11 protein-coding genes and 1 riboswitch are annotated in these 10,918 nt (G+C 46.1%); of the genes, 1 reads left to right on the top strand and 10 read right to left on the bottom strand.

Translation table 11 applies throughout. From position 1 onward, the window contains the following. Positions 1-651: 651 nt before the first annotated feature. From ACFQ0C_RS17070 to cysK, 9 genes are all read right to left on the bottom strand, one after another. Complete coding sequence (locus tag ACFQ0C_RS17070; protein ID WP_379368267.1) at positions 652-1,437, bottom strand: ABC transporter ATP-binding protein; 786 nt, start codon at positions 1,435-1,437, stop codon at positions 652-654. 41 nt (positions 1,438-1,478) lie between these two features. Continuing rightward, positions 1,479-2,510 carry a FecCD family ABC transporter permease gene (locus ACFQ0C_RS17065; protein WP_379368266.1) on the bottom strand — a complete coding sequence of 344 codons (1,032 nt, stop codon included), beginning with the start codon at positions 2,508-2,510 and terminating at the stop codon, positions 1,479-1,481. After that, complete coding sequence (locus ACFQ0C_RS17060; RefSeq protein ID WP_379368265.1) at positions 2,511-3,539, bottom strand: ABC transporter substrate-binding protein; 1,029 nt, start codon at positions 3,537-3,539, stop codon at positions 2,511-2,513. It abuts the gene before it with no gap. Positions 3,540-3,728: 189 nt separating this feature from the next. After that, a riboswitch (cobalamin riboswitch) is annotated at positions 3,729-3,923 on the bottom strand. A 37-nt stretch (positions 3,924-3,960) separates the two neighbouring features. Beyond that, positions 3,961-4,506, bottom strand: coding sequence for a hypothetical protein (locus ACFQ0C_RS17055; protein ID WP_379368264.1), 546 nt, complete (start codon positions 4,504-4,506; stop codon positions 3,961-3,963). A gap of 370 nt (positions 4,507-4,876) precedes the next feature. Further along, positions 4,877-5,143 (bottom strand): aspartyl-phosphate phosphatase Spo0E family protein, encoded by a 267-nt coding sequence (locus tag ACFQ0C_RS17050; protein WP_258218046.1) that lies wholly within the window; start codon positions 5,141-5,143, stop codon positions 4,877-4,879. 134 nt (positions 5,144-5,277) lie between these two features. Next, complete coding sequence (locus ACFQ0C_RS17045) at positions 5,278-6,480, bottom strand: aminotransferase class I/II-fold pyridoxal phosphate-dependent enzyme (RefSeq protein WP_308862429.1); 1,203 nt, start codon at positions 6,478-6,480, stop codon at positions 5,278-5,280. A 13-nt stretch (positions 6,481-6,493) separates the two neighbouring features. Further along, positions 6,494-6,985 carry an Lrp/AsnC family transcriptional regulator gene (locus ACFQ0C_RS17040; protein WP_258218045.1) on the bottom strand — a complete coding sequence of 164 codons (492 nt, stop codon included), beginning with the start codon at positions 6,983-6,985 and terminating at the stop codon, positions 6,494-6,496. Between the two features lie 301 nt (positions 6,986-7,286). Then, the gene (locus ACFQ0C_RS17035; protein WP_258218044.1) at positions 7,287-7,571 is read right to left on the bottom strand and encodes a hypothetical protein; all 285 of its coding nucleotides are present in this window, start codon (positions 7,569-7,571) and stop codon (positions 7,287-7,289) included. A 193-nt stretch (positions 7,572-7,764) separates the two neighbouring features. Continuing rightward, complete coding sequence (gene cysK / locus ACFQ0C_RS17030; protein WP_379368263.1) at positions 7,765-8,691, bottom strand: cysteine synthase A; 927 nt, start codon at positions 8,689-8,691, stop codon at positions 7,765-7,767. Positions 8,692-8,917: 226 nt separating this feature from the next. Between cysK and ACFQ0C_RS17025 the strand changes: the two genes are divergently transcribed. Next, positions 8,918-9,421, top strand: coding sequence for a DinB family protein (locus ACFQ0C_RS17025; RefSeq protein ID WP_258218042.1), 504 nt, complete (start codon positions 8,918-8,920; stop codon positions 9,419-9,421). 122 nt (positions 9,422-9,543) lie between these two features. On the opposite strand, the gene ACFQ0C_RS17020 is transcribed toward ACFQ0C_RS17025, so the two are convergent. Further along, positions 9,544-10,878, bottom strand: a complete 1,335-nt coding sequence (locus ACFQ0C_RS17020; protein ID WP_379368262.1) for an MFS transporter — start codon at positions 10,876-10,878, stop codon at positions 9,544-9,546. Positions 10,879-10,918 lie beyond the last annotated feature (40 nt).

Genomic DNA, 10,918 nt, shown 5'->3' with positions numbered 1-10,918 from the left:
AGATTTTTTTATGTTTTGTCCATGAAAATATAATATATAATTACATAAATAGTAAATTATACAATTAATATTTGTGTGTTAGCTTCGATGCAACGCTAGTGGAAAACCTCCTGTTAATATCACTTCAAAATCATTTTTTAGAACATTAACAGGAAATCCTCACGCTAATCTTAGGTATTTATTGTGAAATGATTGAAATTCGAATTATTAGCACCCGTTTTTCCAGTTAAATGCTCAAAAAATGCTTAATACAGATAAAATACCTCCAGATATTCCAGCTAATTCTTTTCTGTGTAGTCCTGCTAGCTTTCTGCCTAGTTCCTGCTAGTTTTCTGAGTAGTTCTTGCTAATTTCTGTGTAGTTCCAGCTAATTTTTTTCTGCGTAGTTCCTGCTAATTTTTTTCTGCCTATTTCTCATGCGTCCTGCTAGGTTTCCTTCTAGGTTACCTATCAGTTATCAGAGTTCGATCACACAAAAATTAGTCGCTCCTTCTTCCACCAGCTAGTGTTATTGTAACTTCAACAAAGCTTGATGCTAATTTTTCAAGAAGGGGCGATTTCCTTAAACGCTAAACGGACTTAATATATTCCAAATACTTTTCATCTTTCATCTTTCATCTTTCATCTTTCATCTTTCATCTTCCATCTTTCTCATCTTCTATCCGCCTGAAGCAAAATTTGCGGCACTCCGAGTATCGGATGACGCATTACGATCGGCTGTGTACCGTATACCTGTTCCAAAAGATCAGGTTGGATTACATCGTCAGGCTGACCGATTGCCACAGTTCGACCCTCTTGCAAAATCATCATCCGCCCGCAATACTGTGCAGCCAGGTTCAAGTCGTGCAGCACTGAAATAACCGTCAGTCCTGTCTCCTTCTGCCAGCTGCTGATCCAGTCCATCATCTGCATCTGATAGCCGATGTCCAAGAATGTCGTCGGCTCATCGAGCAGCAAGAGGCGCGGTTGCTGCGCCATCACCTTGCCCAAGGCAACGCGCTGCCTCTCGCCGCCGCTTAGTCCATCCACCGCGCGGTGCTGCAGCTTTCCAAGCTGCAGACGCTCGATGATGGAGTCCACCAAGCTCTCCGCATCGGTCAGCTCGATGCCGAACCAATTCTGGAATGGGTAGCGGCCCATTCCAATGATCTCGCGCACGGTGAAGCCGAGCGGCGGCAGCGCATCCTGCGGCAGCACTGCCATCCACTGCGCCAGCTCCTTGCGCGGGTGATCGTGTGCAGCGCGGCCCTCCAGCTGCACATGCCCTGATGTCGGCGCCTCGATGCCCGACAACAGCTTCAGCAGCGTAGATTTCCCGCTGCCGTTAGGACCAAGGATGCCGAAGCATTCCCCGGCTTCTATATCAAAGCTTACGTGCTTAAGCACACGCTGCTCCTGGTATATTTTGCACACATTACTCACCTGCACGAGTGCCACTGCATCACACCTCCCCAGTTGCAGCCCCAAGCAACTTGCACTCAGACTGACCGTTTATTTTTCCTGAGTAAATAAGCAAAGAAAGGAGCTCCCATAAAAGCGGTAACAACCCCAAGAGGGATTTCCGTAGGGCTCAAGAGCATTCTGGCCAAGGTGTCAGCCCATAGCACATAGATCGCCCCGCCTAACAGAGATAAAGGCAGCAGCAGCCGATAATCCGGTCCTATTATCAAACGCAGCAAATGAGGAATAATCAAACCAACAAACGCTACAACCCCTGATACCGATACGGCAGCCGCTGTAACTAGAGTTGCTGCGGTTAGCACAATCAGCTTGGTCCGCTCAACACGAACCCCCAGATGTGCTGCCTGCGCTTCACCCAACGCAAACAAATTCATAGCCCTTCCAAATGACAGAAGTATGATGGCGCCAACAGCCAAATAAGGAAGCAGCACAAGTGAATACGACCAGCCTCTTAGCGACAGGCTTCCCATCATCCAGAATACAATTTCATTAATAACCTGCTTTGACATGGCAACCATTAAAGACACGAAGGAGCCCAGAAATGAATGCAGCACCACTCCTGCCAAAAGCACAGTCTCCATCTTCAGCCTTCCATCCGTTCTCGCCAGCAGCAGAACCGTTAGCAGTGAAACTGCTCCTGTGGCAAAAGCGACAATAGGTACCGTCCATGAGCCAAAAAAAGCAAACTGCAAGCCGAACAAGATTAGAAACGATGCCCCTAGAGCAGCGCCTGAGGAAACTCCCAGCGTATATGGATCTGCCAGCGGGTTGCGCAGCACTCCTTGAAATGCCGCTCCAGCTACACCTAACGCTGCGCCCACCAATATTCCCAGCAGCACTCTGGGCAAGCGTACCCGCCATATAATTTGCTCCGCAGCTGGCTGCCAATCGACGGGAACATTTACACCTATCCACGGCAAATGGTGGGCTAATATCCCCCATACCTGTACAAGCGGCAGCCGGACTGTTCCAATCGACAAGCTGACCGTAACGGAAAGAAGAAGGAGAAGCATCCCTACTCCTCCCCACAACATCAGCTTACGTTTCATCTACTTCACCAGCTCCGGATAAATTCCTTTGGCAATATCGACTAAGCTATCAGCCATACGAGGACCGGGACGACTCATAAGATTTTTATCCAAGCCGACAAAGCGGTTGGTCTTAACAGCCTCAATCCCTCCCCATCCGCTGCGTTCCTTAATCACCTGATCCAATGTCTTTTTTGATTTTTCATCAATTAAATTGTCTGGGTACAAAATAACCTGAGGGTTATCTGCAATTACTTTTTCCCCATTAATCTCCATATAACCTTGTTTGTCCGAAACCACATTAATGCCTCCGGCCAACGTAATCAACTCATCAATAAACTCACCTTTTCCAACCGTCCAGCCTGGTGAAAACTCTATAAATACCTTTTTCTTCTGCTCAGGCTTCAAATCCTTTACAGCATCGGTGACCTTCAAGCGCTTTTCCTTCATGGATGCAACAAGCGCCTCCGCCTGCCCCTGCTTGTCAAACAACTGACCAAACATCAGCAGGTTGTTCATCACATCATCCATCGTTTTTGGCTCGACCTTAAACACATTAACCTTCAAGCCTCTCAGCTGTTCAACAACCGGGACTTTAAGGGAAACTCCAGAAAGCACGATATCCGCATTCGCTGCGATCAACGACTCTTCATTCGGCTTCACAATACCGCCCATCTTCGGCTTCAACGCTGCTTCGGCAGGATAGTCACAGAAATCCGAAACTCCAACTACTCGATCCCCTAAACCGAGTGCAAACAGCGCTTCAGTCTCACTTGGCGATACAGAAACAATTCGAACAGGAGCCTTATCAAAGGTAAATTCCTTTCCTGTCGCATCCTTAACTTTATAGGGATAAACGGTTGCCTTGCTAGCATTAGCTGGCGGAGCTGCCGGCTGACCTTGTCCGGCTTGGGCTTGCCCCTCCTGCTTGGTATCTCCTGCCTTGGTCGAACCTCCAGGTGCTGGTGTGCCACCACATCCGGCAAGGCTTCCTATCAAAGCAAGCCCCAGCAAGCCGATGATCCATTTGCTTCCTCTAAAAATATTCATGTCTTCCCCCTTACTTAATTACTCAGCCTACACCGTTATGTATAGAACTGACTCCCTCTTTTACACGAAAAAACCCTCCAGCTCCTTAACCAAAAGGACCCAAAGGGCGCAAACGCCTCAAACAACAAGAAAGGCTCAGGTTGAGCCCTTGATCATTTGTGCGTGACGCTCCTTTTTCCTCGAAAGAGACAGTCTCTATCCGAACAGGCAGGTCTCCTGACTCATGAGGGTATGAAGCTTCCTCGCCTTCCCGTTCCTTACACAGAACAGTGGCTTTCTTGAGGAACTCCTCATTCACAGTGGCGGGACCGTGCCGGATTCACACCGGCTTCCCTTTTAACCTATGGGCATCTGCTCACAGGCACCTGTTCAAAGCTTATAAAATTATTTAGAAGCTCTCTAAGCTCGCAAACTCGAAAACTTACTTCTGAGCAATTACTTTTATAACCTGCATGACTTTGTCTTGATTTTTAGCGTTAGCCGGCACAAAAGCAACTAAATCCTTACCGTTCACTTTAAGATCCGTAAACCACTTGGTATGTTCCAAAGGAATGCCATATAAGTGCTTCTCTTTTTTGCCTTCCTTACTATCCTTACTATCTACAGGCAGCTCAAGCACACCCTCAGGAAAATCCTCCGCCTTGGCAACAGCATCCAGACTCACATAACCGCCCTGCTGACCAATTGCTTTAAACTGCTCCATCGGTACGATAAGAATTCCATTATCCCCGGCAGCAATTTCGACAATCAGCTTCTCCATCGAAAAAATAGGCGTTGTCAGCACACTTACTGTTGGAGCTTCCCCTACCTTAGTTTTCAAATCTGCCTGCAGTTTGTCCGCTATTTCATTAGGAACCCCGTTCTGAGCCATCATAAAAATAGGAACATCCGCTTTCGGACCTCCACCACAGCCTGCCAATGCAAATAATGATAACAACATAATAATTAACGTGAAATTCCTTTTCATCTGTTCTCCTCCTGCAAGTATTCCCTTTAGGAACACTGCTTTTATGCATAGGTAGTAACTGTTCGATACACGGTCCGATCCTATAAATCACAACTCACATCTTACCATAAAAAAGTAGTTTCTACAAAAATTGCGCTCTAAGCAGGCCTTTAAACAAAAATAAAAAAGCATTCCGAAAAGCGGACGCTTAGGCTTCTCCACCCCACAGCAATTCCCTCTCATGTTCTACGCTGTGCGGCCAGCCCCTCCTTTAAATGTTTATCAATTAAAAAATCCCCACAAAGTGGGGTTTTGCTTCGAAGTTGATTCAGATACTTTGCGGGGAGCCCCGAAACATATAAGTTCTATTAAGATTAAAAAAAGAACCGAGTTATCGGTTCCTCTTAGTTCGAGTCATGTATTCATTTATTTTAGTATCGAGCATCATGCTGATTTCCACTACCTTCGGAGAGGTTAAACTCTTCTCATGATGGACCAGCTGCTCTAAGTCACGACGTAAATGGTAAATTTCTTCTTCTAAAGATAAGACGGTAGATGATTGCTTCTTTGTTCCAAAAAACCACTTGGCCTGCTGATCCTTTTCACGAATCCAACCAACATTTAGAGAATGCCGAAGCTGATATTCCGGAAAAGCCACTATTCATCCCTCCTTGATGCATATCTTTAGATATAAAGTCTCATATATGACCAAATCTATGAAACTCTTATTATATAAAGATACCAGTTTTTCACGAGGTTGGAAATGGCTATTTTTGTCGTTTGATGCCGAAATTACAATTTTCTCAAGAAATTCCCAATCCTGTCTATCGCTTCAATTAATTGATTCACTGAAGATGCGTAAGAACACCGGAGAAACCCTTCTCCACCAAGGCCAAATACTCCTCCGGGCACTGCAGCGACCTTGCCTTCATGCAGCAAACGCTGGGCGAATTCTTCCGAACCTAGGCCTGTAGAAGCAATTGAAGGGAAAGCATAGAATGCTCCTTGAGGCTCATGACATTTTAGTCCGATTTCCCTAAAGCCCTGCACCACCAAACGACGGCGTTGGTTGTAAGACTCAATCATTCGGTCCTTTTCATCCATACCGTTTCTTAACGCCTCAAGAGCAGCAACCTGCCCCATAGCTGGAGCGCACATTACTGAATATTGATGTATTTTAAGCATGGCCGAGATCAAATCACGGTGACCACAAGCATAGCCCATACGCCATCCTGTCATGGCAAATGCTTTGGAGAACCCGCTGACCAATATGGTCCGATCCCGCATACCCGGCATAGCGGCAAAGCTCACATGCTTCTGTTCATAAGTAAGCTCCGCATATATTTCATCGGATATGACCAAGAGGTCATGCTCTTCTACAATTTTGGCAATCGGCAGCCAGTCCTCATAGCTCATAATACCGCCTGTCGGATTGCTTGGGTAGCATAAGATCAGTACCTTTGACTTCGGAGTGATACTTGCTTTTAACGCTTCAGGCGTTAATTTAAACTCATCCTTAGCAAAGGTTTCAATACCGACAGGAATGCCTCCGCCAATTCTGGTAATTGGGGAGTATGAAACATAGCATGGCTCTGTAATAAGGATTTCATCGCCCGGAACGATCAACGCTCTCAATGCCAAATCAATCGCTTCACTGCCGCCCACCGTAACCAGAACTTCATCAGAAGGCTCATAAGGGACCTGAAACGAATCGTACAAGTATTCGGCAATAGCTTCACGCAGCTCGTAAAGTCCGGCATTGGAGGTATATTTGGTATTACCCCGTTCCAGCGAATACACGCATGCTTCACGTACATGCCATGGCGTACAGAAATCCGGTTCTCCTACGCCTAGAGAAATGATATCTTCCTTACTAGCACTAACCAGATCAAAAAACTTACGAATACCTGAGGGGGGTATTTCTCTCACCAAAGGAGCTAAATAACCGCTCATAGTTTTATTAGATGATCCTTGTATTTGGTTCTGCTTTATCATAGCTCATCGTCCTTCACGGGGAGATTAGCAGACGGGGATCCTCTTCTCTATCCTCAAAGATTATGCCGTCCTGCTTATATTTTTTTAATACAAAATGGGTTTTGGTAGATAGTACGCGTTCGATAGGAGAAAGCTTGTTGGATACAAAGGAGGCGACCTCCTTCAATGTTTTACCTTCAATCTCAACGAGCAGATCATAGGCGCCTGACATTAAAAATACAGACTTCACTTCCGGATATAAGTAAATCCGTTCCGCAATCGCATCAAACCCGCGGCCGCGTTCCGGCGTTATTTGCACTTCAATTAGCGCTGTAACCTTCTCATCATCGACCTTCGCCCAATTGACAACTGTCGCATATTTGACGATTACGTGCGCCGCCTCCAATTCCCGGATCGCTTCCGCCACTTCCGCCTCCGAGGCTCCCAGCAAGGTTGCGATCAGTCCAGGTGTTCTTCTCGCGTCTTCCTTTAATAATTCGATAATGCGCATTTTAAATTGTTCCATTGGTTGATAGTCCTCCTATTTACAGCAGCATTAAATCCTTGGATTCAAAGATTATTACTACATATTACACCCAATTAGCCGCTTATTGCAAAATAAAATTGGCAAAGCTCGGCATAGGGCCAATTATGTGCTTCACTGTGCCGTCACAGTCCTCAAAGATCAGCTCTTTTGGCATGATCTGAACGCTTCAAAGTATGAAAATTTATACTTGCCACTCAACCGAAAAAAGCCCTCCGGCTCCCGTCTGCCCTGGGCTTTATTAGATGCTATGAGGCATCGAATGGAATCTATTCTGCATGAGTCAACCTATGCGGTTGGCAAATAGCAGCTTGCGCATATACGTATCAACATCACGAACCCGGTAGTTCTGCAGCATTGTAATATGGCATGTTTGATTGACCTCATTCTCATCGGCAACCCTGCCTATTCCAACAAGCCGACCTTGATCATAAGCTGCAAGTACATAACGACTGTTGCAATACTGTTCATACTGCTGTCCTGCATCCATCGAGTTGTCCTCCATAGAGGAAAGTAATTGCTTATATTCATTTAATCCGGGAAGCTCGTTATCTAATGCTATTTTCATGATGATGACTCCACCTTCCAATAATTTTTTATTAGTTATTATATTCATAATTATACATAATGATGAATATTTATTCAATTAGTTTTGTGTAAACTTAAAAAAAAAGTCCCAGGAAGCATTCTCCTGGAACTAAACTTATTGAAATGTTATACCTTCGATACAAGTTTAATAACCTATTATCTGGCAGCGGGTCTCAAAAGATATCCATGCTCAAATATCGCTCGCCTGTATCCGGAGCTATACAAAGCACCCGCTTACCCTTACCCAGCTTACGGGCTACCTGCAGCGCCGTCCACACGGATGCGCCTGCGGATGGTCCAACCAATATCCCTTCCTTGCTCGCCAAGTCGCGGGTTGTGCTAATCGCATCTTCATCGGCAACCTGAACGATTTCATCATATACGTTCGTATTCAATATCGCCGGAACAAATCCGGGGCTTGTTCCTACCAGCTTATGCGGCCCAGGCTGTCCGCCTGACAACACCGGTGAGCCAGCGGGCTCCACGACATAAATCCGGATGCCCGGCAGCCTCTCGCGAAGCACCTCACCGGTCCCTGTTATCGTTCCTCCCGTACCGGATGTCGCGACAAATGCATCGAGCTTGCCTTCCATCTGCTCGATAATTTCAACTGCGGTTGTAACCCGATGAATATCAGGGTTTGCCTTGTTTTCAAACTGCTGCGGTATAAAACTGTCAGGGATCTGATCCCGCAGCTCCAGAGCCTTACGGATCGCTCCTGGCATCCGTTCTGCGGCCGGCGTCAGTACAACCTGTGCGCCATAAGCCTTCAATATATTAATGCGTTCCTTGGTCATATTATCCGGCATGATCAATATAGCCTTATAGCCCTTCGCAGCCGCGTTCATCGCCAACCCAATACCCGTATTTCCACTGGTCGGTTCAATGATCGTTGCCCCTGGCTTGAGAAGCCCATCCTTTTCCGCCTGAACAATCAGATTATAAGCCGCTCGATCCTTAACGCTGCCGCTCGGATTGAAATATTCCAGTTTTACATACACCTCTGCATCATTTTCACTTACCAGTCTGCGAATCCGTACAGCCGGTGTATCTCCAATGAGCTCGGTAATGCTGTTTACCATTCTACTGTTTTTATTCATGCTGCTTCCTCCCCATCATTTGCTCAAATCCTAGCTTCCGGATAAGTCTACCGACCTTATTGTATCGAGACACATTTTTTTGTCAAGAATTAATAATAACTTATGAATAGATTTGGGGTCAAAAGACAGGAATTAGCATTCAATTGTCGAATATTTCCATAGCTTCAGCCTTATCTGCTCAATAGTTGTCACACCCAAAATCAATATGCCTTAGGAGGCCTGATCAATGTTTACTTCAATCGCCGCTTTTGAGCAAACCTGGGGACATGAAAGTGCTTCTACTCTAAAAATTTTCGAGGCACTTACAGATGCATCCCTGCAGCAGGAAGTAACTCCGCAAGACCGAACGTTAGGCAGGATCGCTTGGCATATTACTACCACATTGCATGAGATGTTATCCCGCACCGGTCTGGATTTTGCACCGACTGAACATGAAGATCAAGTACCTGAAACCGCAAAGGAAATCTTGGATGCTTACCGTACCGGAAGCGAAGCCTTAATAAGCGCTATCAAAACCCAATGGACAGATGCCAATCTGTTGGAAAAAGTAGATATGTACGGCGAGCAATGGCCCAACGGAGTCACGCTGCAAATTTTAATCAGCCATCAAACCCATCATCGTGGACAAATGACCATCCTTATGAGGCAAGCCGGTCTCAATGTTCCAGGAGTATACGGCCCTTCGAGAGATGAATGGTCGCTAATGGGAATGGAACCGCCTGCTGTTTAACCCGTTCATATAATCAACTCTACATACAGCCGCTCACCTCTTGCAGAATGTCAGAGCCGTCACTCATTAATGAACGCTGACTTTTCTGCTTAAGGTGAGCGGTGTTTATTTACAGTTACATTTTACCCAGTATCGGCTTTCGCTGCATTCTCTTGGCCGCCCTGGACATGAACTTTACGCATAAAAAACCAGGCCGCTAGTGGAGAGCTCCCAATTCCCAGCAGCAACAAATTCAACGCCAGCGGTTCTTTCGTCATTGATACAACGATAATAAACACAGCAGAGCCCAGTATACGGCCAACATTCAACGCAAGCTCCCTCAGTACAATAAATTCTTCCCTACGTTTTACACTGTCTGAATTGCCCCCTATCAAATCAAACACGGAGGATGTAATCGGAATCGAGTATAAGGGGAAAAATAGCCCGACACCAACACCAAATATCAACAAAGTCGTAAAATTCACCTTCCAGAAAAATGGAACAACCACCAGTACAATCATTATTGCCCCGATGAGCATGGCCCCTTTACGTTGCTTGCGTTTTATTAATCTCCCTACAAACATAAAGCTGAACAAGGCTACGGTCGATGTAACTAACGAGAAATTGCCCAGCTTCATTTCGTTTCCGGTATGAACATATACGAGCAGCGCGATCATAAACCCGAAAACCCCTTCTCGAACCCCTTGGGCAATCAAGGCCGCGGTAACGGTCCGCCAAGCCGTTCCTTTTTCCCGTAAGCAGCGCGCTGCCAGTAGCCACTCGTAATTACCCTCGGCTTTGCGCTTTTTCAGAAAAAAGCTGACTATTACTCCAAGCACAAATACAATTAAGGATATGGTAAAAATAAGCCGGTAGCCGCTGGTTTGCTTCATATGCACGATTAAGTAGCCAGAAATCCAAGGGGCCACCATGCCCGCCCCAGAACCTAATAAACCAGCCCAGCCATTAAATCGGTCGCGGTTCCCTGGATCGGTTACTTCAAAATAAACGACATTGAACGCCAGCCAGAAAAATCCCGCCGACATCCCCTGAATAACGCCTAACAACAAATAATAGTCAACGGCACGTCCGCCAAACCACAGCACCAGCATATAAAATATCGCCGATACCGCAACACCTGCCCGCAGGCAGTTCATTTTATTATGCTCCTTTACCCATTTGCCCGCGAGCCAGAAGGTGAGCGCCATTGCGACGTGATTCACCAGTGTAAACCAGCCAAGCACGAGAAAGTCTTGCCGGGCTTTCCATAAGTACACATTCACGAAGGTACCGGACAATGCATTAGCAACAGCACACAAGCCATGAACCGTTAACAGCAGACGCGATTGAGAGGTCAATGGTTCCTTTTTCTGAGAGGGAGAAGTGGAGTTGGTATGCTTGCCCCGGTAATTCCATGAAGGCCGTTTTTCCGAACTCCGCACCCATTTTTGTGGAAAATCCTTAGTTCCAGAATGCATATGTATCCACCTGTAATTGAGAGATATGACGTCCTAAGTT

It is taken from the genome of Paenibacillus sp. GCM10027630, from assembly GCF_042676305.1.
In the GTDB taxonomy this organism is placed as follows: domain Bacteria; phylum Bacillota; class Bacilli; order Paenibacillales; family NBRC-103111; genus Paenibacillus_S.
Note: the sequence above shows the minus strand (reverse complement) of the source record. Positions and strands in the feature narration are given on the sequence as shown.

Coding starts and splice junctions, on each gene's coding strand:
- ACFQ0C_RS17035 (WP_258218044.1), bottom strand. CDS start 7,571: ATGAAAATAGCATTAGATAACGAGCTTCCCGGATTAAATGAATATAAG.
- ACFQ0C_RS17020 (WP_379368262.1), bottom strand. CDS start 10,878: ATGCATTCTGGAACTAAGGATTTTCCACAAAAATGGGTGCGGAGTTCG.
- ACFQ0C_RS17045 (WP_308862429.1), bottom strand. CDS start 6,480: ATGATAAAGCAGAACCAAATACAAGGATCATCTAATAAAACTATGAGC.
- cysK (WP_379368263.1), bottom strand. CDS start 8,691: ATGAATAAAAACAGTAGAATGGTAAACAGCATTACCGAGCTCATTGGA.
- ACFQ0C_RS17055 (WP_379368264.1), bottom strand. CDS start 4,506: ATGAAAAGGAATTTCACGTTAATTATTATGTTGTTATCATTATTTGCA.
- ACFQ0C_RS17040 (WP_258218045.1), bottom strand. CDS start 6,985: ATGGAACAATTTAAAATGCGCATTATCGAATTATTAAAGGAAGACGCG.
- ACFQ0C_RS17065 (WP_379368266.1), bottom strand. CDS start 2,510: ATGAAACGTAAGCTGATGTTGTGGGGAGGAGTAGGGATGCTTCTCCTT.
- ACFQ0C_RS17025 (WP_258218042.1), top strand. CDS start 8,918: ATGTTTACTTCAATCGCCGCTTTTGAGCAAACCTGGGGACATGAAAGT.
- ACFQ0C_RS17060 (WP_379368265.1), bottom strand. CDS start 3,539: ATGAATATTTTTAGAGGAAGCAAATGGATCATCGGCTTGCTGGGGCTT.